Here is a 25,818-nt window from a genome sequence, read left to right as displayed (position 1 = left end):
CCTACAATAAAATAAAACAAGCAACCATATCTAGTCCTTTATCCGGACAAAAAAATCGATCCAGTCAAAACTTTAAAATTGATAGTTTACCTGTAGGTACCAAAGAATTGAAATGGGTTATTGTACCTTCAGAAAAAGATCATCCTTCTACTATCTCTTTCAATGTAATGATTGATGTTCCCCTAGGTACTGATTCTATTCGTTGGAAAAATATTTCACATGAATCTAGGACTGAAGCTTACACAAATACCAAATATTATATCGCAAGTCCAATTGGTGCCACTAGCAAATTCACTGTGCAAATTTATGCTATTACAAATTAGAAAATAAAGAATCCCAATGGAGTACCATTGGGATTCTTTTTCGATTTCATTTCGTAAACAATAGATGGAGATTAAATTTATTTGCAAATCATTTAAACCATTTGAGAATTTATATTTTGAACGGCCGTTTATTTCCAAAGAAAAATCCAAAAATATTAACTACATTTTCCTGCTTATCATTTACTCAAAACTGGATTCCAAAGCGATAGGGCAAAAATCCAATTTGTGTCACCATTGCCTTGATAACCTTGAACTGCTTCATACACTTTCCCCTCATATACTACTCTATCACCTTTAGTATATGCTTTTCTCGCATCCCATTTTTCATATGTGGAATCCTCTGCCTTTGTTGTTACATCCAATACATCACTTCTACTAGATCCATTTCCAGCTAAATCAACCGCTGTTACTACATATTTATACGGTGTATTAGCCTTCAATTCCTTATCCATAAAGTTAGACTCTTTATTTTAATACTAGTAGAATCATTTCGTTCATAGAGACTATCTTCAATTAATATTAAAAGCTACTTTCTGGTTGCTGTTGTCCATCTTCACCTATACAGTTAGTTTGTAAGAACCCTCCTCTTAAGGAAGGCCCTATCTTTTATCAGAAGTAGAATTCAATTTAATGCTTAGGGCAAACATTTTATCGCAGACACTATCAAAGGTACATTGCATCATTTAACAAATATTTTAATCCTACCGCTAGACTTACAATAAGTATAGACAAATATCAATTTCCGCACCAATACTATTGATAAAACCAATAGTATGTTGATCAAAACATAAAGAAGGGACTTCATTATTTTCTATTTTTACAACAACAGATAATTTGCATTTTAGATTATGTTTACTTTGCATATTAATTATTTCATTTTTTTTATGTTCCAATATGGAAATTAACTTTTTTACAACCTCTTCTGCATTAAGAGATTCTTCATACCCTGTTTCAATACTCCAGTTTGTTTCTTCCCGAATAAATAACGAATTACCTCTAATAAAGTCACCTTTTTTATAAGTCATCGTTGGTTCTAAATTAAATTGTTTAGTTAGCTCTTCTGGATTAAATATTTCTCCGAAAATGGCTAGTTCTACATTTATTAATGTACTCAAATTATTTAACACATCCCTATTAATATTTGAAGTAAAGGATAATAAATTTTATCCTTTACTTCATACTTATAATTCATTATAACTAAAAATCTAAAGTCATTTTTTCACAAATGACTTTAGATTTTTTTATTTTATAAATGAATCAGTTGGTATCGGAGTTCCTTTTCCACCTTTTAGGTAAATCCAAAGTCTTCCTGTTTTCTTATCCACATAGATATCATATTTTGAAATACTAACACTTCTACCCAAGTAGTCTCTTTTTAATTCGTGAGCATCAATACCTTTTCTTTTAAGGAATTTATCATCAACCTTATTTATACTCTTGGGAACCTGTTTCATTGCTGAAGTTACTGCTTGTTTTCCATACTTTTTTATTGCATATTGTATACCATATCTAGCCACAGCCGCTACTACTACAGGCCAAATAGAAGCACTTGCTTTTAGGGTATTAACTTCATATTCTTTTCCTGTTTCTTGATCAACGAATGTAGCTATAAAGTCATTTCCTTCAACTTCTTGTACATAAACATCAAAGTTTTGTTGGGTTTCTTCACCATTTTCATCAACCGTCTTACCGAATACAGTAATTCCCCCTGTTTCAAGGTTCATGTCGATATCTGTTGAAACTGACAAATCTGTTGTGTCTAAAGTTGTATTAACTACGACCTTTTCGTCTGTTTCTTTTTCTATATTAATCTTTAATTCATTTGAAACTTCAATTCCTAATTCTTTATTTACTTCAGATTCCACTTTACTTACATCAACGGAAGTTACTTTATCTTGTATTCCTGTATCTGCTTTTACATATTGTATATTAGGAAGTAAAGTAAGTAACATAGAAAACACTAATATTTTAACAATTACGTTTTTCATTAATCGATCTCCTCTTTCAATCTATCATTATTAATCCAGAACCATATTCGGAATCATATCCTTTTTCACCTAGATCTTTAGTTTTATCATTTAAATAAGATTTAATATTCTGACCATTGAAAATTATATCTTTTTGTGCTAATAGGACTGCTACAGTACCCGTAACATACGCAGTAGCAAAAGAGGTACCACTATAATATGAATAGTCACCTTTATTATCAGTAGTTAAGATATTTATTCCGGGAGCTGCATAATCTATTTTCCCTTTTGCAGATACACCAGATCGTTTTAAATTTTCTTTTATTGCTGAAACAGATATTACATTTTCATATTTAGCTGGATAATCAACTGATAATCCTAATGTATTTCCTGAAGCTGCAACAATTATGATTCCCTTGTCTAATGCTTCATCTATAGCTTCTTTTAATTTCGGATTATCTGATTGTACACCGAAACTAATATTCATTATTTGCACATTTTCTTGAATGCACCATTGTATACCTTTAATTAATGTATCAATATCTGCTAAACCTTTGTCATCGAGAACTTTAACGTCATAAATCTCTGCATTAGGGGATATTCCAGTGAGACCTAAATCATCATCATGGGCGGCTATGATTCCAGCAACTGCAGTCCCATGTCCATAATTATCAACATTTTCGTTTCCTGGATTAATAGCATTATAATCTTTTACAATTTTTCCTTTTAAATCTTGATGATTTTTATTAATCCCACTATCCAATATTGCTACTTTGACTTTAGGTAATGACTTATAGTCATTAATCTTAGTCTCATCAGAATATATTGCTTTAAATCCCCAATTCTTTTGTTTAGTAATCTTTGCTTCGTCGCTCTTCTCTTTTTTAGATGCGGGTTTGCTGTTTGAGCTAAAACAAGAACATAAAAAAAAGAGACAAATTATACTGATGGAACAAACTTTTTTTATAAACATCACTCCTTTATCTTGTATGTCCCCAAATATTTTTTCTCCTAAAATGAAAGGGCATACATTTTGTAGTAAAGTTAAAGTTCTTATGACCCTTTAAATACTAAGGTCAATAGAAATTAATAACAAGCCTATTATTCTCTTTCTTTTTTTTGTATAATCAATATGAATAATCGGAATATTACACCTCGTTTAATATTGTTTAATTTAAATATACAGTTTTTAATTATTTGTAAATGTACTATTTTCATATAGTCTTTAACATCAGAATTAATGAGAAATTTGCAACTATATATTATGCAACCTTTATTTTCCGACCATTTATGATGTGCTAAAAACCGAGTTTAATTTAACCTATTCCCCGAAAGAATTCTCCTTCCTCAAGGAACGCGAAATGGGTAAGTGGGAGATACAATGACTTCGGACATGTGATGAAATAAAGCCATTTTAGTTGTCCTCCATACATGGGGTACCGGCCCATTCCCATCAACCTAAGAAAACAAATGTGGGATACTTCAAAATATTAGCTTGATGCACATGGATCAGCACCCTAATAGGCTTGGATTAAAATCATAACAACCAGCTAAAAAAAGATTGCTGTAATAGAAGTTATGCATATAATCAAAAAAGGACAAACTATCCCAGATGAATAGTTTGTCCAAAACCAGAATCTCTTTGGTTTAACACTATATAATTTAGTTCCGCTAGGAATCTTTCATTCTCATTTCATATCCTATTATTTTTGCATCAGAACTAACTACAGTAAATTAGAATAATGACTTAATACTTGCTAGAACAGTAAGTATCCCTATAACAATTACAAATACATTACTCATTTTCCCTCTGTATTTTGCTAGTACTGGTACTTTACGAATCGCATACATCGGTAATAGACATAAGATAGCAGCGACTAACGGACCGCTAAGGGCATCAATGATTCCAAGAATACTTGGATTTGTATAAGCAACATACCAACATGTTAATACAACAAAAGTAAGAATCATTGTCTTAACTGTTTTTTCTCCTATATCTTTCCCACGTTTTTTACTGGACTTGATAATCATGTCACGCATTACCTCATACGCTCCTATATAATGGCCAAGTAAAGACTTTGTAATAGCCACAAATGCAATCATAGGAGCTGCAATAGTGATTACTGGCGAATTAAGCTCATTAGCAAGATATGATAGGATTGACAAGTTCTGTTCTTTTGCCACCTTAAGATCATCTGGAGTCAAACTTAAAGTACTGCTCCAAACAAAAAACATAACAACAGCGAATGTCATAATATAACAAACTTTTTGTATTTGAGCACACTTGGCATCAGTAGCGTCTATTCCATACGTAGCTCTCTGTTTCATAACAAATGACGAAATCATAGGAGAATGATTAAACGAGAATACGATGATTGGTAGTATCATCCAAACCGTTCCGAAATACCCTGTTCCAGCTGAAACAGTAGAAACACTTGAAAAACTTAGCATTGAAGTATTCCATTGTGGAATTAAAGATATTGCAATAAAAAGTAGAGAAGCAATGAAAGGATATACTAGCATGCTCATTATCTTTACAGTAATATCCTGACCAAAATTTAGTATAGTGATAAGACCGAGTACTAATACAAGTGATAAAATAGCCCTTGGAGGCTCCGGCATGTGCAATTGGTGTACAATAAAACTACTTGCCGTATTTGTAAGTGCGACCGAGTACATCAGCACGATCGTATAAATGGAGACGAAATATACGATGTTAAAAATGATACTTGCTTTATTTCCGAAATATTCTCTTATTGTACCTGTAATCCCCTCATCGGCAGAATTCGAAGCGTAAATCATTTTAGCAAGCGCCCTATGTGAGTAGTACATAACTGGATATGCAAGTATGGTAATTAACAGCAATGATAATAAACCACCTGAACCTGCATTAATCGGTAAAAAGAGTACCCCTGCTCCAATTGCTGTTCCAAAAAGGCTCAATGCCCAGGTAGTATCCTGTTTATGCCATTTTTTAGGGTCTAGGTATTTTTCATTTTTTACTGCCGTATTATCAGCTTGAAATTCTATGTTTTTTGCAGTATTCCCATTCATATATTAATTCCTCCTTGTTTCCTATTCTTACGTCTTTATTTAAGGTATAGGAATATAGACCGTTCTTTTTGTTTATAAAGTGCGCCACATCGTATATCCTTCTTCTAAGTTGATCAGACTCAAAAAATTAACGAAGCATCAACCTGACGAGTTTGTTACCACTTACAAAATGTTTCAATTATATAGTAGGATATTTTATTGATAATTCCCCCAATATCCAGAAATCCTTAAGCGAACAATAGAGAATAGATTGTTAACCTTTTCACAATGTAGACGTTAACTGTTCATTGATTTGATTGTTTCTCCCCAAATATTTTATTTTTAATGGCAATCCCTGTAGGTGTAGCCGCAATTCCACCTAAACCTGTCTCTCTTAATTCGCGAGGAATCTGTCTTCCAACTCTATACATCGCTTCAATAACTTCGTCAGCATTGATGATATTGTTTACGCCGGCTAATGCAATGTCCGCTGCTGCTAAAGCATTTGTCGCTCCAATGGCGTTTCTCTTTACACAAGGAATTTCTACCAAACCAGCGACCGGATCACAAACTAAACCGAGTAAATTTTGTAATGCAATCGAAAAAGCTTCAGAAGATTGCTGTGGCGTTCCACCTGCAGCTTCTACCGCAGCTGCAGCCGCCATTGCTGAGGCACTGCCTACTTCAGCTTGACATCCTCCATACGCTCCTGAAATACAAGCGTTGTTTGCTACTATCGTTCCAAATAACGCTGATGTGAATAGAAAATGTATCATATCTTCATGACTTAACTGCAACGTATCCTTAATACTAAATAGGACTCCCGGAATCGTCCCACTCGCACCCGCTGTTGGAGTTGCACAAATAGCTCCTAATGCAGCATTTACTTCATTAACACCGATAGCACTTTGAATCCCTAACACCATCAAATCTCCAGAAAGAGTTTTCCTATTTTCTCGATAGTTTTTAATTTTAACTGCATCACCTCCGGTTAAACCGGTTGGAGAAAATACACCGTCGCCCTCGATACTTTTATTTATAGCATTTTGCATAGTCGCTAAATTTTGTTCCATTTTACTCCAAACTTCTTCATAAGAAGTTTTAGTTTGTTCGATTTCCTGTTCAATTGCTAATTCATGAATTGTCTTTTGACTTTTATTAGCTGCATCCACAATTTCTTTTATGGCCATATACATATTTTTTCTCTCCTTAATGTAACTAAAGAATAATAAGATTAGCTATATTGCTTAAATTCCCTAACTCCTTCTGAGCATTACCAGGCAATAGCGAATCCAAAGCGAATGCATATAAATATTTTGTTTTATCTTTCAAACTATGAAAGTTGTTAATTTCAACATCATATTGTTTAAAGATCCTGCGTAAGACAAATTCAAAGTCAGCTCTTTCTGAAATTGCAATAACAACTGGCAATGGCCCCTGCAGTTCTAAGCTAAATCCGTCAATTTCAACATGTTTGACTTCGATCAATCCACCACCGACTGAAATACCCACCGTTCTAATACTTCGACTATCATCCTCTACATATACATCTGCCGTATTTGGATGACCGGCAGGACTATCACCTGATTTTTCAATAAAAGTAATGTCAATCCCTTTAGATTCTGCTATTTTAATAGCATCTGGCACTTTGCTGTCGTCGGCAGCAAAGCCTAATATACCAGCAATTATTGCAAAATCAGTTCCGTGACCTTTATGGGTTTCAGCAAATGATTCATAATACGTTACCACAACTTTTTTTGGAAGACCTTGAAATAATTTATTAGCAACTGTTCCAATAGACAAAGCACCTGCAGTATGTGAACTTGAAGGACCTATCATTATGGGCCCAATCACATCAAAACAACTTTTGTATTTAACAACCTTTTTTTCTTTAATAGATGCTACATTTATGTTCATATAAGCACCCCCATGGTTTATTATTTTTAATTGCTGTTGAATCTAAGTTATTAGCATAATCAATTTATAATAAGACCCTTTTTTGATAGCGCTTTCTTTCTTGGGTTGAATAAACTTTCCTTTTGTTCCACAACCCTCCATATAGTAATCATATCAGTATGTAAAATTTTAGAAAATTACTGGCAAGTTCTTTAGAATTTTCGAACCAAAACGAGGTTTAATATTTTCGCTAAAGGTCATATATTATCTCTCGACGCCCTCATTATAACTTGTATATTTATGAGTTCAATCTTTTTTTATTTTTAGAAAGATTGAATAGGCAGAATTTTGAATGGGTAATAAATTTCACTTAGTATGTAGCAATTATGTCCTTTGTTTGAAGCTGTATTAGTTAATAGAAAAGTAAAAATAACACAGAATTACTTTCATTAACACATTGATTATATTGAAAAATCATTATAAAGATACTTATATTGTCCTATGTTGGAACATCTTATTTTGGACGTTAAAGCTGTTGTAATAAATGATTATTGAAGATGGAAAGTAATAAGTTAATAAAATATAAAACCATTTTGTTTAATAATAAAATATCACGAATTTATATGCATTATTCAGAAAAAAAGAACTTTTCTTGATGAATCCTAAAGTACTAATTTATAACTATCCACTACTATAAAATAGGATGTTAACTCTTCTATATAGGTTATATATTATTTATCCCAAAACCCTAATGAAATTGGATATTTAGAAGTGTTATCTTCATAAATAGAAATTTCACTTGCTGTTTTAATAGTTGAATAGATCATTACAATTCAACTACCTTATATATTATTCCCTCATTTATTAATTCTCTCCCCACCTATCGATTTGAGGTAAAATAAGGGGATTATATATAAATAATATCATCATCAACGTGCAATTTATAAAAACAATTAAAAAAACAAATTCAAAACACCTTTCTTTAATGGTGAATGAAAGGTGTTTTGAATTTTAAAATATCATATATTATTTAGAATGATATACTAGCGAAAGAGATGCACTTACTTCTTCTGTGCCGGCAGATATCTCTTCTGTTAATGCAGAAACTTCTTGAATTTGACTTATTATTTTATCTAAATCTCTCATAATAGATGAGAATGTTAGATCCACTTTGTAGGCCGCTTCTTTTCCTTCTTCTACCGCAACTACTGCAAACGGTTCGCAAGGTTATTAAGTGCGAGTCGTTCAAACTTAGTGAGTTACCTCTTTTAAAATAGTAGAAATACTATCCTCTAACATTTCCAATCCTTTACTTAATCCTTCTAAGTCTATTGTTAAAGAAGGTAACAACTTAATAACTTCATCATTAGGTCCAGATGTTTCAATAATTAGACCATTTTCAAATGCAACTGAGCAAATCTTTTTAGCTATTCCAAAAGTATTACACGCTATGCCCTGCATAAAGCCTCTCCCTCGTACTTCTCCTTGAAGTTGGGGGTATTTCAAACAAATCTCATTAAGAAAGCTAGTGATTTTTTCACTTTTCCATTTTAAAGCATTAATAAACTCTATATCTTTCCAATAACTCAAAGCTTCTGTAGCTGCTAAAAATGCTAGATTATTCCCTCGAAACGTTCCATTATGTTCTCCTGGTTCCCACTTATCATATTCCGGTTTAATTAGTGTAATAGCCATCGGAAGGCCAATGCCACTTATAGATTTTGACAAACAAATTATGTCTGGTTTAATGCTCGCAGGTTCAAAGCTAAAAAATGTCCCCGTACGTCCGCACCCTGCTTGAATATCATCGACAATCAATAATATATTATATTTTTTACACAGTCTGTCAATTCCCTTTAACCATTGGGAACTAGCCGTATTTAAACCACCCTCACCTTGAACTGTTTCTAGAATAATTGCAGCAGGTAAATCCACTCCACTTCCACTATCGTCTAATACTTTTTCTAAATAGGATAAAGAATTAAGGGAATCTAAATAATTTTCATACGGCATGATAATACTATTATTTAGTGGTACTCCAGCCCCCTTTCTCTTAAAATGATTACTCGTTATCGAAAGTGATCCTAAACTCATTCCATGAAAAGCATTTGAAAAACTTATGATATTTGTTCGTCCAGTCACTTTTCGAGCAATTTTCAGTGCACTTTCAACAGAATTTGTACCTGTTGGACCAGGAAACATAATTTTATAGTTTAAATCACGTGGTTCCAAAATAATTTTGTTAAATTGCTTTAAAAAATTCACTTTAGCACTTGTTCCCATATCAAGACTATGAATAATACCATCTTCTAAAAGATAATCTATTAATACCTGTTTCATTTTATCATCATTATGTCCATAATTAAGAGCACCAGCACCTGAGAAAAAGTCAATATACTCTTTTCCATCTACATCCCATAATTTATATCCTTTAGACTTAGTGAAGATCGTTGGAAAGCTTCTGCTATAACTTCGAACTTGGGATTCTAGTTCATTAAATATATCCATTTTTGAACTAACTACCATAAAAGAGCACCTCCTAATTTTTCGTTTTTACTATACTCACAAAGAATAATGAAAAGTTATATAATTGCTATTGTAAATTTATACCGAATGCATATCTTTATAGCGATGAGCTGCTATTGCTGCTTGACCAAGAGAGATTCCCCCATCATTGGTAGGTACTTGTTTGTGCATGTAAACCTCGAATTTACAAGCCTTAAGTGACTTATAGGTTTCTACAAGTAAAAACTTATTTAAAAATACTCCCCCACTAAGAACTAGTTTATTAATCCCTGTTTCTTGACGAATTTGTTTACAGGTTTCTGTAATCATTTGAACCATTGTATAATGAAAACGATAGCTCAATTCACCCTTGGTATACTTATCTTTAAGTATCAAAGATACCAACTCTTTAAACATAGGTTTTATATCGATTTTTCTAATTCCATTCGAAGCAACTATTTCATATGATAATAAAGGATTGGAAGAATTATTGATATCAATCGCTTGCTCCAACTCAATAGCAGCCTGTCCTTCATATTGGACTGTTTCACGGACACCCAATAGTGCTGAAACAGCATCAAAAAGCCTTCCCATACTTGAAGTAAGAGGAGAATTAATTCCTTTTTGAATCATTTTTATAAGTACATCTAGTTCAAAACTATTTCGCTCTGAAATTATCTTTATTGGTAATTCTTTGACTTGTTCACCATATATTTGCGTCAATATTCCTAAAGCAATTCTATACGGTTCTTTAACAGCTTTATCACCGCCTGGCAGCTGAAAGTAATCGATATATGCCGCTCTTTGATAATTAAGAAAATCACCGATTAAAAACTCTCCACCCCAAATATTCCCATCATCACCATAACCCGTACCATCTAAAATAACTCCTAAAACAGGACCATCTAATTGATTATCAACCATACAAGAAGCCATGTGGGCATGATGATGCTGAACCTGTACAACTGGTAAAACTTTTTGATCAAATGCATATTTTGTACTATAAAAATCAGGATGAAGATCACTTGCAATTACAGAAGGACTAATTTCAAAGATTTTTTGTAAGTGAGCTATAGTATTTTTAAACGATTCATAAATTTTATAGTTTTTTAAATCACCAATATGATGACTAATAAAAGCTTTTTCGTCTTTAGTTAGGCAAATCGTATTCTTTAATTCTGCTCCTAAAGCAAGTACATTAGTTGATCCTTCTTTAAAATCAATTGGGTTTGGTACATAACCTCTAGCGCGACGAATTATTTGTAGTTTTATTACTTCATCATCTAAATCAATACCCCTAACAATAGAGTCATCTACTCTAGTGAATATCTCCCTATTGTGTACTAAATAATAATCTGCAATTCCCTTTAGCTGCTCAATTACATCTCCATCTTTATATACAATAGGTTCATCAGAAACATTGGCGCTCGTAGCTATTAATGCAATAAAATTCCCTCTTAAAATAAGATGATGAAGTGGTGTATATGCTAACATTACCCCATAATTATTATTATTTGGTGCAACATCTAAAGAAATAAACTCATTATCCTTTTTGTTCAATAACACAATTGGTCGTTCTTTAGAAACTAATAAAGTTTCTTCATTTTTTGTTATTTCAGCAAAATTTTTCACATCATCTAATTGAGATGACATTAAAGCAAAAGGTTTTTCATCCCGTTTTTTTCTTTTTCTTAATTCTTTTACAGCTTCATGATTCATTGGATCTACAACTAAGTGATATCCACCTAACCCTTTAATAGCTAGGATTTTCCCCTTTTTCAACAAATCAATTGTTTTTTCTATTGGATTATCAGTGGAGACATTTGTACCATCTGTTGTTTTCAATTGAACTTGTGGTCCACATTTCCAGCAAGCATTTGGTTGGGCATGGAATCTCCGATCCAATATGTCTTTGTATTCTTTATCACACTCTTTGCACATAGGAAATTTGGCCATTGTAGTATATGGTCTATCATAAGGAATATCTTTTATTATTGAATATCTAGGTCCACAATTTGTACAATTAATAAATGGATAACGAAACCTTCTATTCGTTGGATCAAATAATTCGTCTAAACATTCATTACATACATAAGTATCAGGAGATATTAAAGTTTGCCTACTACTATGTTTTTGGCTACTCAAAATATCAAAAGAGCTATAACGATTGTTGGATTCTTGTTCCTCTATTAATTTAACCTCTTGCACATAAGCCAATTCTGGGGAATTAAATTCAATATCATGAATAAAATGCGTAATATTATTTTGTTCCCCTTCTACTTCTATAAGCACTCCATTTGAATCATTTAACACCCATCCGTTTAGATGATACTTTTTTGCTATCCTATATACGAAAGGTCTAAAACCAACACCTTGCACAATGCCTTTAACTTGATACTTTTTTATAAACATATTTATTACTTTTTTCATAGATTGTCTCCTAACATAATCGAGGTAATTCTGCCCCATATAACAACTCAATGAGTTTCAATTCACCTGATTTTGCTTCCATGAGCACTTGTCTTTCTTTTGTTTGAGTAACTTTACCAATTACCGCAGCTTCTTTACCATATTTAGTATTTTTTAATACCCTCACGACTTCCTCACTTACCTCTGGAGACACAAACATACAAACATTGCCCTCATTAGCTAGATACATTGGATTAACACCTAACATGTCGGCAGCCATAATAGTTTCTGCTAACATAGGAATATCTCTTTCTTGTATTTTTATTCCAGTATTAATTGTTTCTGAGACTTCATTTAAAACTGTACCTAACCCGCCTCTTGTAATATCTCGCATACAATGTATAGAATCACCAAAATGATTTTTCAACTCTGATATCATATGATTTAATGGTGCACAATCACTATTTATTCTCTGTTCAAACCCTAATCCTTCTCTGATAGAAAGGATATGTATACTATGGTTTCCTAGTTGTCCTGTTATAATGATATCGTCACCTTCTTGAATAGAGTTTACCGAAAACGGTGATACATCTCCTTCAAAAACTCCTATTCCAGTTGTATTAATAAAGATTTTGTCTACTTCACCTTTTTTAACAACTTTTGTATCACCAGCAACAATATACACTCCACCTTCTTTCGCGGTCTCTCTTATAGAATCTAATATTTCTTCCAAATCTTTAATTGGAAAACCCTCTTCTAGTACTAATGCCAATGATAGATAAAGTGGTTTTGCACCACTAACCGCTAAATCATTAACCGTTCCACAAACTGCTACTTTACCTATATTCCCTTCACCAAAAAAGATAGGATCAATAACAAAAGAGTCTGTTGTCATCGCCAATCTTCTACTACTTACCTCAAGAATGGCACTATCCTCCATTTTTCCAAGGTGAACATCTTCTAGTTTTGCAGTAATAATTGAACTAATTAAATCCTGACTCAATAGTCCTCCTGTTCCATGGTCTAAAATTATATTTTCTAAATCTTTAGTTAATTTCATTTATTAAAACTCCTTTTCATTTTTATTTTTGAAAAATAATATCACTTGCTACATAGAACAAGTGATATTACAACGTATTTACTTACGGAATTGCAACTCCATCAAAAGAAATATCTTCATTTTTAGAAATTGAATTACAGATTTCCTCGATACTCATAATCTTTGCACAATATGAACCTAACCATTTTAAAGCTCGTTCCTTATCTTCAGCCTTTGCTGAAACAACTGCATCTTCTGGTACGATTACATTATAACCACGAAAAAATCCATCCGCTGCAGTTGTTTGGACACAAATTTGAGTTTGCATACCCGTAATAATAATTGTATCTACTCCTAATTTTTTTAAGGTTTCATCAAGATTTGTCTCAAAAAAGCCACTATCCTTATTTTTCTCCATAATAATATCTTTTTCATGAAGAAACTCAGGTAAGATTTCTGCACCTTTAGATCCCTTTGTGACTGGTAAAAAATCACCATATCGTTCAGCTTTCGGATCATCTTCTAAGTTAATTAACTGCAGGTGAATAATAGAAACATCATTTTCTCTCATAGTATCTAAGAAAGACACCATTTTAGGCGTAAACGCCTCCACAGCTGCAATTCTATCCTCATTTTTATTAACCAAATCGTACTGTAAATCATTTGTGAGCACTGCATATTTCATAATAATTCTACCTCCAATTAACTGAGAATTTAATTTTTCTAAAATACAATGTTCATTATTCCACCAGTAGTAAGAATATGTCAAATATTATTTTTTATCTAAATTTTCTAAATAATTTTCTGAAAATTAATACCTAATAGGACTCTATTTCCTATTAGGTATTAATTTAACGCTTTTTATTTTGAATAACCACTCATATGTAATTAAAGTTTTTCACTCTCTGTAAAAAATGATTTATGTTCTACTGGAGAAGAAAGCACTATTAAGGTTGTAGGCTTTCCATACTCTAAGCACAAATTAATATAGTCTTCGAGTGTATGTACAGATTCCGTGACTACCTTTGTTAGATAACTATACATACCGGCAATCCGGTGACATTCAACCACATCTGAATGTTCCATTGCAAACTTTTTATATTTATTGCAATCCCTTGGTTCCATCAAAACAAACGCAGTAATATGTTTTTTTAATTCTTTCGGATTAACAATCGTGCGATAACTTATAATTACCTCTTGTTCTTCTAGTCTTCTAACTCGCTCTGTAACAGAAGGAGAACTCAAACCTACCAGTTTTCCTATTTCAACCATACTTAAACGTGCATTTTCCTGAAGATGAGAAAGAATCTTTAAATCTGTATCGTCCATTGCTTGGCCTCCCCTTGATTAATTAAGAAAACATTTAATAATTCTTAAATTCTTTAAGAAAATTATAATTAATACATAAATTATAGCATGTTATCTTTTTTTTAAACTTTATATAATTAATATCAATTAACGAAAGAGAGGCTGAGAATCTTGACACAACAATCATTGAAACGTTCAATTAATTGGGTACAGGGGACCGCATTAACCATCGGAGCTGTGTTAGGTTGTGGAATCCTTATTTTACCTTCAATTACTGCGAATAGCGCTGGACCAGCTTCAATTTTATCTTGGGTTATCATGTCTATATTAGCTTTTCCTATTGTAGCGACTCTAGCGCGTCTTGCTAAAATGATTCCCAGTGCTGGAGGAATTACAGCTTATGTTCAAATGGCATTTAATGCAAATACAAGTGCCATCCTAGGCTGGATTATGTTAGGTTCTATTCCTATTGGAGTACCTATTATTGCTTTAACAGGTGCCCATTATATTGGATATGTTTTTCCAATAAGCAATCTTAGTGTTATAGGAATTGCAGCATTAATTTTAATTACCTCTTTACTCTTACATATAAAAGGGATCGAGCTATCATCAAAAGTTAGTGTGTTTGTAATTTGTATTATTTCACTTTTAATAGTTGTCGCTGTTATCGTTTCTATACCATATGTAAAATTAAGTTCTTTTACACCATTTGTACCAAACGGGTGGTCTTCCGTTGGCGCTTCTTCTGTAATTATCTTTTTCTCATTTGTAGGGTGGGAAATGATAACCCCATTAGCTGAAGAATTTAAAAGGCCCGCTAAGGATATTTCGATTAGTTTATTTTTAGGAGCAATTTGTATCTCCATTATGTACATTGCAATATCTTTTGTAACAATAGGGACCCACTCATATGGTGATAAAGATCAGATAGCTTCCCTTAGTATTCTAATATCAAAAGGATTAGGACCGATAGGTACATATATAACAACTATTTTAGCAATTTTCATTTCGTTTAGTGCTGTACATGCTAACATTGCAGGTTTTTCAAGAATGATTTACGCTCAAGCTAGAGAAGGACATTTCCCTTCCTTCTTTGCTAAGTTACACTCTCAATTTCAAACTCCAACTAGGGTATTACTAGTTCTAGGAGGCATTTTTAGTTGTATTTTAATTTTTTATGGTATGGCACGACCAAATTTAGAAATGCTTCTTAAAGGTCCTAGTGTAATATTTATTACTTCATATATTTTTACAATGCTAGCTGCTCTTAAATTATTAAAAGTGCGTGATATAGGTTGGTGGATGGCCTTCCTATCTCTAATTATATGTATTATTGTATACTCATTTAGTGGTTGGGCTATTTTCTATCCAGTTATCTTATCAGTTATTGGTTGGATTTATATAGTTATGAATAAGAAGTATAGTACTATAGCCAATCATTCAATAAATACATCAAATGAAAATTAGGTTCTACTCCTATAAACTAATACCACAACTTATATACTGTTATTAACACTATCCAAGTTGGAATAAGTACAGTTTCAGCTGACTTATAATTAGGTCAAAGTAATTTAATAAAATATGAATGATTAATAGAATTTATTTTTCAACTTTCAAATAAAAACCCTTTTTTATAACGTATCTCTGCAAAGAAATGTTATAAAAAAGGGTGATTGATTATGTGCAGACCCTCTTTCACCTTACTTCACATATACATAAGCTTCATTTGCAATTCCAAAGTAGGTTTTATCCTTATTGTTGTGTATTTTAACAATATAAATATAGGTTCTCGTGCAGCTTTTTTAAACTATAATAAACTCCGAAAAACCAACTAAGGAGCATAATAGATAAGATATGTTAAAGAAAAGTAGTTTGAAAAAGATAATATGTCTGAAATTCTAAAGGAACGTGGTATTCCAATTTATCCAACAATCATTATGCACTAAGTTCGTAAATATGAAAATTTTATCCGTTATTTTTGAAAAACAACAAAGCAAAAATACCTTTTTATCTTTATACTCAACATATTCTTTCCCCTCCACTACCGCTACCACTGCAAATTCATCATTTAAAACCAATGAACCCACATGTTTGCATTAACCACTCCACATATAGTGATATATTTTATGCTACCTAGCCTTATCTCCCCTTCATAACTTCTTTTTCAAGTTGATTCCTACATGTAAACATCGCAATAATCTTTGTGCGATTTTTTTCATCAGGCTCAAATTGTTCGATGGTTACGTCACAACGAATGGTTACTATTAATTGGTGACTTTCTATTAAATGAAAATCGCCTCTTATAGAGCGCAGTTTTACTTATATTCATTCTTATGCAAATTCTGAAGCATATTCTTCGTATGTCTTTAATGTATTAAGCAATCGAGCTGATTCAATCATGATTTCGTTCGATGAATCAGTTACACAAATGACAATAAATCGATTATCATTTCTGTCTCCAAACAATCCTTCTAATTCAAGTTCCATTAACACATTTAACGTTTCTTTCAACAGTGTATGTACTCGTATGTTAAAGTCATCTTCGACGATATTATGATATTTCTTAATAATTTTGTTCACTTCATCAAACATTCCAAAATCGTCCCATTCGCTCCACTCAATAGCTCCGTATCTATAATAATTGTATAAAGGGTCCGATTTATTAACTTTGATTAGTCTTTCTTCATTAGCCACTGGTCCAATGCTATTGACACAATCGTCTGTTAATATGGAGTACCCATATATTGTGTCAACACCGCATCTTGTTAAAAGTTCGTTATAATGACAACGAATTGCATTTTTCAATTCAACATAAAAACTTTTTTGCAGCTGTATTTTCATCGTATTTCCTCCGTTTTTTTGTAGCGACCTGTTGTTACATATTTCAATCTTAACATTAAAATCAACATGAAACGTTTACTGAGCCAAAATAAGAAAAACCGAAACTAAAAATCATTTCGGTTTTCCAAACTAAAGAAGTCTATCATTATTTTAAAGAATGTACAAACAACCCACTGCGCAGTTTCGGTTCAAACCACGTTGATTTTGGCGGCATAACTTCTCCGGCGTCTGCGATTGCTAATAAAGATTCCATCGATGTCGGATATAATGCGAATGCTGCTTTATATTCACCGCTCTTTACAAGGCGTTCTAGTTCTTCCAATCCGCGGATCCCTCCGACAAAATCGATGCGTGAATCAGATCGTGGATCGTGTATTTCAAGTACTTGGCTTAATAAATGATCTTGCAGAATAGATACATCTAAACCTTTCACAAGATCATTCGCATCAAACGTTTCCTCTTTCACTGTAAGCTTATACCACTTCTCATTTACATACATTCCAAAAGTTTTTGGCTCATTTGGTTTATACGGTGAAAGTGATGCTTCTTCTACATAAAAGTATTGCGTGATTTGTTTTAAAAACTGTTCTTCTGATAAGCCGTTTAAATCTTTTACAACTCGGTTATAGTCCCAAATAGATAACTCATCATGGGGGAATAAAACAGATAGGAAGAAATTAAACTCTTCTTCTCCTGTGTAATTCGGATATTGTTCTCTTCGCATTAGCCCAACTTTTGCCGCTGATGCTGAGCGGTGATGCCCATCTGCAATGTACAAATTAGGAATATCTTCAAATAAGTTTACTAAACTTGCAACTACTTCTTCATCAGCTATTTTCCACGCAACATGCCTAACGCCGTCTTCTGCTGTAAATGTATAGATTGGCGCATGTTCTTCTTTCCAGCTAGCAATGAAACGCTTTATCTCTTCTTTTGTACGATATGTTAAAAAGATAGGACCTGTATTCGCATCACACACATCTACGTGACGAATGCGATCTAGCTCTTTTTCATGACGCGTTCTTTCATGTTTTTTAATTGTATCATCTTCATACTCATCAATAGATGTACAAACGACAAGACCTGACTGCGTTCTCCCTTGCATCGTCAGTTCATAAATGTAGAGCGCTGGCTCTTCGTCTTGAATGAATACTTCTTCTCGTATAAATCGATTTAAATTTTCACCGGCTTTTTCATATACACGATCATCGTACGGCGAAAGTGCCGGATCTAAATCAATTTCTGCTTTATCAACGTGTAAGAAAGAATACGGATTCCCTTTTACAACCTCTCTTGCTTCTTCACTATTTAATACGTCATACGGTAAAGCTGCAACTTCCGCTGCTTTTTCTTCTACTGGACGAATGGCCCGAAACGGTCGGATTTTTGCCAAGTTTACCTCTCTCCTTTACACAATCATTCGAACGGCTACAACACCTGTAATTTTGCTTATATTTTCCACAATATTCTCTTTTATTATATCATCAATTCCGTTATCAATATCAATCATTGTGTACGCCCAAGAATGTTTACTGCGATTAATCATATCGGCAATATTAATATGATGCTCTGCTAAACATCCTGTAATTTGTCCTACCATGTTCGGAACGTTTTGATGCATAATCGTAATTCGTTTTTTCCCGATATACGGTAATTCTACGTTTGGATAGTTTACTGAATTACGAATATTTCCTGTCTCTAAATATTCACGTAATTGGCGTGCTGCCATGATTGCACAATTTTCTTCCGATTCAGATGTAGAGGCACCAAGGTGAGGCGTCGCTGTTACATTTTTCATCTTTATTACATTTTCATTCGGGAAGTCTGTTACGTAATGTGTAATAATATCTTCTTCTAACGCTGTTTGAAGAACTTTTTCATCTACAAGTTCTCCTCTAGAGAAATTGAATAAACGCATACCTTTTTTCATCTTTTCTACAGCGTGTTCACCAATAATCCCCTTCGTTTGATTCGTAAGTGGAATATGAAGTGTAATATAATCACACGTTGCGAAAATTTCATCTAAACTAAATGCCCTTTGCACATGTGTAGAAAGGCGCCATGCCGTTTCAACTGAAATGTAAGGATCATATCCGACAACGTCCATTCCTAAAGCTAACGCATCGTTCGCAACTAAAGCACCGATTGCGCCAAGGCCGATAACCCCTAGACGCTTCCCTGCAATTTCTGACCCAACAAATTGTTTCTTTCCAGATTCAACAAGCTGTGGTACTTCTTCACCTTCTAAATTTTTCGTCCAGCTTACGCCATTAATAATGTTACGTGAAGACATAATCAGGCTGGCGATAATAAGTTCCTTTACTGCATTAGCATTCGCTCCTGGTGTATTAAATACTACAATCCCTTTTTCCGTACATCGCTCAACAGGAATATTATTTACACCTGCACCAGCTCTTGCAATCGCCTTTAAGTCTTTTGAAAATTCTTCTTGGTGTAAAGAATAGCTGCGAAGTAAAATACCATCTGGGTGGTCCATTCTATCCCCTACTTCATAACGCTCTCCGTCAAGAACTTGCAAACCCTTTTCCGCAATTTGATTTAACGTTTGAACACGAAACATATCCCCATCTCCCTATCTATTCTCAAGCTCAAATTCCTTCATATAATTTACTAATTGCTGTACACCGTGTACTGGCATCGCATTGTAAATACTTGCACGCATACCACCGACTGAGCGATGTCCTTTTAACGTAACAAGACCGCGTTCTTTCGCTTTTTGTAAAAACTCATTGTTCAGCTCTTCTGACGGTGTTGTAAACGGAATGTTCATAAGTGATCGATACGTAGGATCAACTGGTGAAGTAAACAATTTTGATTCATCTAAGAAATTGTAAAGAAGTGAAGATTTCATTCTATTCTGTTCTTCAATCGCAGATACCCCACCTTGCTCTTTCAACCACTCTAGTACAAGTTTCGTTACATAAATACTAAAGGACGGCGGTGTATTATATAAGGAGTTATTTTTGCTGTAAGTTTCATAGTTTAACATCGTAGGACAAGAGCGATTTGCTCCCCCAATTAAATCTCTATTTATAATAACAATCGTTAAGCCCGCTGGCCCTAAATTCTTTTGCGCTCCCGCATATATAAGGCCAAACTTCGTAACATCATATTGTTCTGATAAAATATTTGAGGACATATCCGCAACGAGCGGTACTTTATCTAAATGTGGAATGTCCACATATTTCGTCCCCTCAATTGTATTGTTCGTTGTAATATGTACATAATCTAGTTTTTCATCGATCAGTAAACCATCCAGTTTAGGAATTGTAGTAAACTTCTCTTGTTCAGAGGAAGCAAGCACTTGTACTTCTCCTACTTTTTCAGCTTCTTGCATCGCCTTTTTAGACCATGAGCCAGTTAATACGTACCCTGCTTTTTTGTACGTATTCATTACATTTAACGGTATCATAGAGAATTGTAATGACGCACCGCCTTGTAAAAACAGTACTTCATACTCATCAGGAATGCTCATTAATTCACGAAGCAAGTTACTCGCTTCATCTATAATACTTTGAAAATAAGAAGATCGATGACTCATTTCCATAATAGACATGCCTGTCCCGTTATAATTTACAAGCTCCTTTTGCACTTTCTCTAAAACTGGCAAAGGGAGTATTGATGGTCCAGCTGAAAAATTATATACTCTCTCCATCACCCTGATAACCTCCCTATTTCTTATTTTTATTAATTTTTAAACTTTCTGAATTATAACCTAAAATATAATACGTGGTCAATTTGTTTTCTATTATTAAGGCGTAAGACGCAATGGAATCGCTCGCATGTGCAAACTGCTTTTTATGAACATACAAAAAAGTGTTAAGTACATAATCGTACTTAACACTCTAGTAATAAAGTATAATTGCTAATTGTTCGTGAAGAACCGATCAAAAATTTGATAAATAGCAGAAAGACCAATGAGCCAATAAATAGTGTCCACAAGCGCCGGCATTGAACCAAACCATTTCTCAACTACATTGTAATCTAACGCTACAAATAACCAATTCAAACCGCCAAGAATCACCAAAATTACTGTAAGGTAAGACAAAAATTTCATTATGATTGCCCCCTAGGTGATAAGATGGTGAAAGGCCTTTCACTAGAAATATATGTGGTAAAATTCAAAACTTACCTATTTAATAAAAATTATTTTCGGTACCAACCATTAATAACCGTTTCTGCTTCTTTACTATGTATTTGATACGCATGCGTACTATTATGTGAGCCAATAAACCAAATTGAAAAACCTTTAAAATATGGTTTCGGTTCTAATACATCTCGGTAAGCGCGCCATCCGTTTAATTGTATGTCTTTTGAAAACACATTTGAAACATCTGGATTCCACGGATTTTGTAGTCCAAGTTCACGCGCTGGAACGTTAAACCCACCAAAATAAACGGGCTTTCCTGTTGCTTTATGTAATTGTTCCAATTGCTGCACAACATTTTGCCCACGATTATAGACTGTCGTCGCAAATAAACTTTTCTTCACTTCTTCGTATGTTGGATTTCTATTTCCTGAAACTTCAAACCAACTATCAATACTTACAATATCCACCTTTTTTAAATACGGACGATTGATTTTCTCTTTAAACTTCGCTTCATAAGAAGGATCAAAGCTTGCTGTTAACCACCAATTCATTTGATACAATACATTTCCTTTATACTGCTTACGAACAAAATCAATCGTATCGCTCCAGTATCCCTCTGCGTATTCCATATTCACGAAATTAGAGGCAATCTTGATTCCGTACACATTGTATTTACTTGTAATGGAATTAAAAATATCTTGCAGAATAACCGTTTTCCAATTCCAGAAGAAATCATTAATATTACTTGGGTTCCATTCCGTTTCCCCAACATTGCCTTGCTGAATATACGGGAACGGTTCCACTATCACTTGAATATTACGCTTTAATAATTCTTGAATTAAAATAATAGCCTTTTTCTTTTGCGCCTGATTAATTACCATATTAGTAGAAGTAACATTCGGAATATCAACTTGAATCGGTACATTTACTGCATTTAAATTTAAACGCTCTACATCAGCCAACACTTTCGATACATTTCCAACTTCCCATACCGTTACGTTTCCTGATTTTATTTTTCCAGATTGAACAGTATTTACATCAGCCTGTACATTTCCTTGGAAACAAAAAGAAAACAACATCATACACACTCCTAAAAAACTTACTAAACTCTTATTTCTCTTCACATCTTTCCTCCTATTATTTTTGACATACTTGCTTATTTTATACAACGTTTCACATATATTCCATACAAAAAAGAGTGGGATTTCCATCCAAAAAAATGCTATTCATCCTTTATTCACACCTTATTCATACTAACCTCCTAAAAATAGTAAGGTAAATAAAAAAGGAGCTTATTTCCGCTCCTTTTTTGTCCTTATACAATTGAAATTGTCGCCTTCCTTCTAACGGCCTAATTAAATCATATTTTTCTTATAAATAAATTTTTATACTCATAAATGTATCAAAAAAATTTTATCTATATTCGCTTTTTGTTTGTATTACTTTTACATTTACTTCATTCGTAGTTCTTTCATTTCTTTGGATATTCATAATTGCACCTCAATCGTATTCACATATAACATCTACCTAATTATGAATGCATGAGTTAACTATATTTTTCTAATATTTTTAGGAGCATCTTATTTCGCCTCGCCATATTTCACTAATTGAATTTACAACACATCCATATGCTATTTCGTGAAATTTACTATTCGAGACGTAATTATTGCAGTAATTAATATAATAATAGCGGTTATCAAGCCAGATTCTCCAATCCAAATCTCAGTTTGATATCCTGTACTTGCACGTGCGAAAGGTCCTTGAATAATGGCATTCCAAGTAGCATGGATGATAACCGAAGGCCAAACGCTACCTGTGATAAGTCGTAAATAAGCTATAATATAACCGAATGGTACAATACAAAGATAGATACCAAGTACTGAAAGAACGACAGATGGTCCCGCTACATATAGACCAGCAATAACTATTGGAACATGCCACGTTGCCCAAATCAATCCACTAATAAGGATGGGCCGTGAAAACTCTGCATCGACTAGCCTTGTGAGCATATAACCTCGCCAACCCATTTCTTCTCCCAAAACTGGGATTAAGTTAAGCAAACTTCCGAAAATGCCGCTCAATACTACTAGATAAATGAAGCTGAATGGTGCCGTTACATACTGAAACCCAAGCATATTGTAGATCGGTTCTAACATCATACCACCTTCGGGATACTGAAACCCTGCAATTCCACTCAACCAGGCGATAGAATAAGTAATACCACAAATAATCATAGGGATTAGCAGAGCAAAACCGATCCCCTTCCATATCTTTAAGTTACCGAGACTAAAAGATACATCTTTAAACCCTTCTTTCAGTATTATGCGAGTCAAAATAGAAGATAATGCTGGGGTAAACATATATACCACAATAAGCGCCCTACTTTCCGTAATTATTACTCCTACATTTAAAATAATAGAAGTAATGATTAAGATACTCAGAAAGAGTTGAAGTCCTATTTTAGCACGTTGGATTTTATCTTTATTGTGGAACGATTTTGCGTGTAATATCATTGTAATCCGCCCTTCCCCTATAATTCACTTGTTTATCGAATTTACTTCTTGTCATTTCTACAGACACAACTTAGAATAAAAATATTTTTGTATACAGATTCATTCATCTTTAAAATCCCTCCCCAATTTATAGTCTAGTCTTACTTACGACTCATCCATGTAATTATTATTTATAAGTTGTCATAGCCGATAGTACAAAAGTGTAATGATTAGTCTATGACCTGTGTCAATTAACCTTATGACAATATGTAACTAGAAAATATGATATGGGATAGATAACAATTGAATTAAGGCAATTGATTCGTGCAAGTACATGAATCAATCTTGCTTTTACAAATAATTCAATTGAGGTGGAAAAAATGAATAAGAAAAGCATAATTGCAATGGTTAGTACAGCTTTATTAGTCACAGGATGTGTAGAAGTAGGAAAGGCTCAAACAGTAGCAGTCGAAAATTCAGGTCAATCAATCCAGAAAAATATAGTTAAATCCATACAATCACAGGCTTACCCATTAAAAACGATAGAGCCGTCAAAATCATTTGAGGATTTAAAACCACTTAAGAAAATGATTGGGAGCGCACAATATGTAGGATTAGGAGAGAATACTCATGGAAGCTCTGAAATTTTCACTATGAAGTTTCGCCTTGTGAAATATTTGGTTACTGAGATGGGTTTTACAAATTTCACAATGGAAGAAGATTGGGGAAACGGCTTAAAACTAAATGAATATATCCAAACAGGAAAAGGAAACCCTAGAGAATTTTTAAACTTGTTATATCCTACTGATGAAATTATAGCCATGATTGACTGGATGAAAGATTATAATGCTAATCCATCCAATAAAAAAAAGATCCAATTTATTGGGCTCGACTTAAAGGAGTTGGACCAAGGTTGCTTTAATAAAGTAATTGATTATGTAAGGCTACATCGACCAGATTCGCTGGCAGAAGTAGAAGAAAATTATAAAGAATTGTCGGCTTTTAATGGCAGTGTAAAGGAATATATGGACCTTGCTCCTGAAATAAAAGAAAAGTTCAAAGCAAACGCTGAGAGAGTAGCCCAATTACTAAAAGATGAGAATGGGCAAGCCAACACAGAAATGGCTTCATCCGAGTACATCTGGGCGAAAGCAACGGCAAGTGTAATAGAGAAATATACCACAATGCTAATTCCTAACGACTATCCAAGTGTGTTAAAGCTACATGAGCAATATTTGGCCGATCATGTAATGTGGGCACAAGAGACATTGGGTGGTAAAACGATGGTATGGGGACACAATATTCATATAGCTAAAGGAATTTTCGATGAGGAATTATACCCTTATGTTGCGGGGCAGAATTTGAAGGAACGTTTAGACAATAATTATGTCACAATTGGCAGTACAACTACGGAGGGGAATTTCACCTTATACAACGACACCGGAGATAAGATTATAACAAAGCCGATTCCACAAGATGTAAATAGTTTCAATTATACCCTTGGAAAAGTACCATATAAAATGTTTTTATTGGATAACCGTCACCTTAAAGGACCGGCAGAAAAATGGGTTAAAGCAAAAAGACCATTACTAAGTATAGGGGCACGACTCTTACCGAACCAATTGGCATACTTTGATACGTCATTGCTTGAGCAATTTGATATTATGTTTCATATTCGAAAAACAAGTCCATCTCATATTAAATAAAAGCACAAAACAATCCCGTTCTTGCATCTGCAAGAACGGGATTGTTTTATGGTGATTCATATAAGCATCTTTTTTAACCAGAAGTAGGTTACTCTCCCCTTTTTAGCATCATTTAAAAATGTCATATGACACTTTTACACTAGTGAGAATGACAAAAAAAGCAGTACAATTCGGTTATTACATAGATA

The 25,818-nt window shown here is 33.5% G+C and carries 21 protein-coding genes and 3 pseudogenes; 3 read left to right on the top strand and 21 right to left on the bottom strand.

The annotated features are described in order from the left end of the window. Positions 1-20: 20 nt before the first annotated feature. Positions 21-323: pseudogene (locus MR113_RS11400) on the top strand (hypothetical protein); the annotation flags it as partial. 176 nt (positions 324-499) lie between these two features. On the opposite strand, the pseudogene MR113_RS11395 reads toward MR113_RS11400, so the two are convergent. From MR113_RS11395 to MR113_RS11335, 13 genes and pseudogenes are all read right to left on the bottom strand, one after another. Beyond that, positions 500-784 (bottom strand): annotated as a pseudogene (locus MR113_RS11395) (carbohydrate-binding protein); the annotation flags it as partial. A gap of 252 nt (positions 785-1,036) precedes the next feature. Further along, on the bottom strand, positions 1,037-1,438 hold the full coding sequence (locus MR113_RS11390) for a DUF4279 domain-containing protein (RefSeq protein WP_000105602.1): 402 nt from the start codon (positions 1,436-1,438) through the stop codon (positions 1,037-1,039). Between the two features lie 126 nt (positions 1,439-1,564). Further along, on the bottom strand, positions 1,565-2,311 hold the full coding sequence (locus MR113_RS11385) for an SAR2788 family putative toxin (RefSeq protein ID WP_000800054.1): 747 nt from the start codon (positions 2,309-2,311) through the stop codon (positions 1,565-1,567). 16 nt (positions 2,312-2,327) lie between these two features. Then, positions 2,328-3,263, bottom strand: coding sequence for a S8 family peptidase (locus MR113_RS11380; protein ID WP_242254284.1), 936 nt, complete (start codon positions 3,261-3,263; stop codon positions 2,328-2,330). Between the two features lie 761 nt (positions 3,264-4,024). Next, positions 4,025-5,344: an aromatic amino acid transport family protein gene (locus MR113_RS11375; protein ID WP_242254282.1), complete on the bottom strand. Its 1,320-nt coding sequence runs from the start codon at positions 5,342-5,344 to the stop codon at positions 4,025-4,027. A gap of 284 nt (positions 5,345-5,628) precedes the next feature. Next, complete coding sequence (gene sdaAA, locus MR113_RS11370; RefSeq protein WP_098320638.1) at positions 5,629-6,519, bottom strand: L-serine ammonia-lyase, iron-sulfur-dependent, subunit alpha; 891 nt, start codon at positions 6,517-6,519, stop codon at positions 5,629-5,631. Positions 6,520-6,541: 22 nt separating this feature from the next. Next, positions 6,542-7,240 carry an L-serine ammonia-lyase, iron-sulfur-dependent subunit beta gene (gene sdaAB, locus MR113_RS11365; RefSeq protein ID WP_098320637.1) on the bottom strand — a complete coding sequence of 233 codons (699 nt, stop codon included), beginning with the start codon at positions 7,238-7,240 and terminating at the stop codon, positions 6,542-6,544. A 1,005-nt stretch (positions 7,241-8,245) separates the two neighbouring features. Continuing rightward, positions 8,246-8,389 (bottom strand): hypothetical protein, encoded by a 144-nt coding sequence (locus MR113_RS11360; RefSeq protein WP_000366276.1) that lies wholly within the window; start codon positions 8,387-8,389, stop codon positions 8,246-8,248. An 81-nt stretch (positions 8,390-8,470) separates the two neighbouring features. Further along, positions 8,471-9,745: a diaminobutyrate--2-oxoglutarate transaminase gene (gene ectB, locus MR113_RS11355; protein ID WP_098320635.1), complete on the bottom strand. Its 1,275-nt coding sequence runs from the start codon at positions 9,743-9,745 to the stop codon at positions 8,471-8,473. A 78-nt stretch (positions 9,746-9,823) separates the two neighbouring features. Continuing rightward, the gene (gene hypF, locus MR113_RS11350; protein WP_242254280.1) at positions 9,824-12,154 is read right to left on the bottom strand and encodes a carbamoyltransferase HypF; all 2,331 of its coding nucleotides are present in this window, start codon (positions 12,152-12,154) and stop codon (positions 9,824-9,826) included. Positions 12,155-12,164: 10 nt separating this feature from the next. Beyond that, complete coding sequence (gene hypE / locus MR113_RS11345; protein ID WP_242254276.1) at positions 12,165-13,193, bottom strand: hydrogenase expression/formation protein HypE; 1,029 nt, start codon at positions 13,191-13,193, stop codon at positions 12,165-12,167. A gap of 82 nt (positions 13,194-13,275) precedes the next feature. Then, on the bottom strand, positions 13,276-13,857 hold the full coding sequence (locus tag MR113_RS11340) for a cysteine hydrolase family protein (RefSeq protein ID WP_000872526.1): 582 nt from the start codon (positions 13,855-13,857) through the stop codon (positions 13,276-13,278). Positions 13,858-14,060: 203 nt separating this feature from the next. After that, positions 14,061-14,501 carry an Lrp/AsnC family transcriptional regulator gene (locus MR113_RS11335; protein ID WP_000342842.1) on the bottom strand — a complete coding sequence of 147 codons (441 nt, stop codon included), beginning with the start codon at positions 14,499-14,501 and terminating at the stop codon, positions 14,061-14,063. Between the two features lie 150 nt (positions 14,502-14,651). Between MR113_RS11335 and MR113_RS11330 the strand changes: the two genes are divergently transcribed. Next, complete coding sequence (locus MR113_RS11330; protein WP_098320634.1) at positions 14,652-15,947, top strand: APC family permease; 1,296 nt, start codon at positions 14,652-14,654, stop codon at positions 15,945-15,947. Positions 15,948-16,619: 672 nt separating this feature from the next. Here the strand turns inward: MR113_RS11330 and MR113_RS11325 are convergent. From MR113_RS11325 to MR113_RS11290, 8 genes and pseudogenes are all read right to left on the bottom strand, one after another. Next, a pseudogene (locus tag MR113_RS11325) lies at positions 16,620-16,739 on the bottom strand (enoyl-CoA hydratase); the annotation flags it as partial. 72 nt (positions 16,740-16,811) lie between these two features. Beyond that, positions 16,812-17,321, bottom strand: coding sequence for a DUF4303 domain-containing protein (locus MR113_RS11320; RefSeq protein WP_000701635.1), 510 nt, complete (start codon positions 17,319-17,321; stop codon positions 16,812-16,814). Positions 17,322-17,466: 145 nt separating this feature from the next. Further along, a complete protein-coding gene (locus MR113_RS11315) occupies positions 17,467-18,714 on the bottom strand; it encodes a DUF1015 domain-containing protein (protein WP_242254274.1) in 1,248 nt (415 codons plus the stop codon). 15 nt (positions 18,715-18,729) lie between these two features. After that, positions 18,730-19,902: a 3-phosphoglycerate dehydrogenase family protein gene (locus tag MR113_RS11310; RefSeq protein WP_242254273.1), complete on the bottom strand. Its 1,173-nt coding sequence runs from the start codon at positions 19,900-19,902 to the stop codon at positions 18,730-18,732. 12 nt (positions 19,903-19,914) lie between these two features. Further along, positions 19,915-20,997, bottom strand: coding sequence for a 3-phosphoserine/phosphohydroxythreonine transaminase (serC, locus tag MR113_RS11305; RefSeq protein ID WP_242254272.1), 1,083 nt, complete (start codon positions 20,995-20,997; stop codon positions 19,915-19,917). A gap of 210 nt (positions 20,998-21,207) precedes the next feature. Then, a complete protein-coding gene (locus MR113_RS11300) occupies positions 21,208-21,399 on the bottom strand; it encodes a DUF378 domain-containing protein (protein WP_062822221.1) in 192 nt (63 codons plus the stop codon). An 89-nt stretch (positions 21,400-21,488) separates the two neighbouring features. Then, positions 21,489-22,556, bottom strand: a complete 1,068-nt coding sequence (locus tag MR113_RS11295; protein WP_242254270.1) for a glycoside hydrolase family 113 — start codon at positions 22,554-22,556, stop codon at positions 21,489-21,491. A gap of 507 nt (positions 22,557-23,063) precedes the next feature. Next, complete coding sequence (locus MR113_RS11290) at positions 23,064-23,945, bottom strand: CPBP family intramembrane glutamic endopeptidase (RefSeq protein WP_242254268.1); 882 nt, start codon at positions 23,943-23,945, stop codon at positions 23,064-23,066. Between the two features lie 359 nt (positions 23,946-24,304). Here MR113_RS11290 and MR113_RS11285 point away from each other — a divergent pair, with 359 nt between their 5' ends. Further along, positions 24,305-25,630: an erythromycin esterase family protein gene (locus MR113_RS11285; RefSeq protein WP_242254266.1), complete on the top strand. Its 1,326-nt coding sequence runs from the start codon at positions 24,305-24,307 to the stop codon at positions 25,628-25,630. Positions 25,631-25,818: the final 188 nt, after the last annotated feature.

The organism is Bacillus cereus group sp. BfR-BA-01379 (assembly GCF_022663605.1).
In the GTDB taxonomy this organism is placed as follows: domain Bacteria; phylum Bacillota; class Bacilli; order Bacillales; family Bacillaceae_G; genus Bacillus_A; species Bacillus_A mobilis.
This window is presented reverse-complemented; position numbering and strand designations above follow the sequence as displayed.

Coding starts and splice junctions, on each gene's coding strand:
- hypE (WP_242254276.1), bottom strand. CDS start 13,193: ATGAAATTAACTAAAGATTTAGAAAATATAATTTTAGACCATGGAACA.
- serC (WP_242254272.1), bottom strand. CDS start 20,997: ATGGAGAGAGTATATAATTTTTCAGCTGGACCATCAATACTCCCTTTG.
- MR113_RS11380 (WP_242254284.1), bottom strand. CDS start 3,263: ATGTTTATAAAAAAAGTTTGTTCCATCAGTATAATTTGTCTCTTTTTT.
- ectB (WP_098320635.1), bottom strand. CDS start 9,745: ATGGTAGTTAGTTCAAAAATGGATATATTTAATGAACTAGAATCCCAA.
- MR113_RS11300 (WP_062822221.1), bottom strand. CDS start 21,399: ATGAAATTTTTGTCTTACCTTACAGTAATTTTGGTGATTCTTGGCGGT.
- hypF (WP_242254280.1), bottom strand. CDS start 12,154: ATGAAAAAAGTAATAAATATGTTTATAAAAAAGTATCAAGTTAAAGGC.
- MR113_RS11285 (WP_242254266.1), top strand. CDS start 24,305: ATGAATAAGAAAAGCATAATTGCAATGGTTAGTACAGCTTTATTAGTC.
- MR113_RS11375 (WP_242254282.1), bottom strand. CDS start 5,344: ATGAATGGGAATACTGCAAAAAACATAGAATTTCAAGCTGATAATACG.
- MR113_RS11310 (WP_242254273.1), bottom strand. CDS start 19,902: ATGTTTCGTGTTCAAACGTTAAATCAAATTGCGGAAAAGGGTTTGCAA.
- MR113_RS11320 (WP_000701635.1), bottom strand. CDS start 17,321: ATGAAAATACAGCTGCAAAAAAGTTTTTATGTTGAATTGAAAAATGCA.
- MR113_RS11335 (WP_000342842.1), bottom strand. CDS start 14,501: ATGGACGATACAGATTTAAAGATTCTTTCTCATCTTCAGGAAAATGCA.
- MR113_RS11385 (WP_000800054.1), bottom strand. CDS start 2,311: ATGAAAAACGTAATTGTTAAAATATTAGTGTTTTCTATGTTACTTACT.
- MR113_RS11340 (WP_000872526.1), bottom strand. CDS start 13,857: ATGAAATATGCAGTGCTCACAAATGATTTACAGTACGATTTGGTTAAT.
- sdaAB (WP_098320637.1), bottom strand. CDS start 7,240: ATGAACATAAATGTAGCATCTATTAAAGAAAAAAAGGTTGTTAAATAC.
- sdaAA (WP_098320638.1), bottom strand. CDS start 6,519: ATGTATATGGCCATAAAAGAAATTGTGGATGCAGCTAATAAAAGTCAA.
- MR113_RS11290 (WP_242254268.1), bottom strand. CDS start 23,945: ATGATATTACACGCAAAATCGTTCCACAATAAAGATAAAATCCAACGT.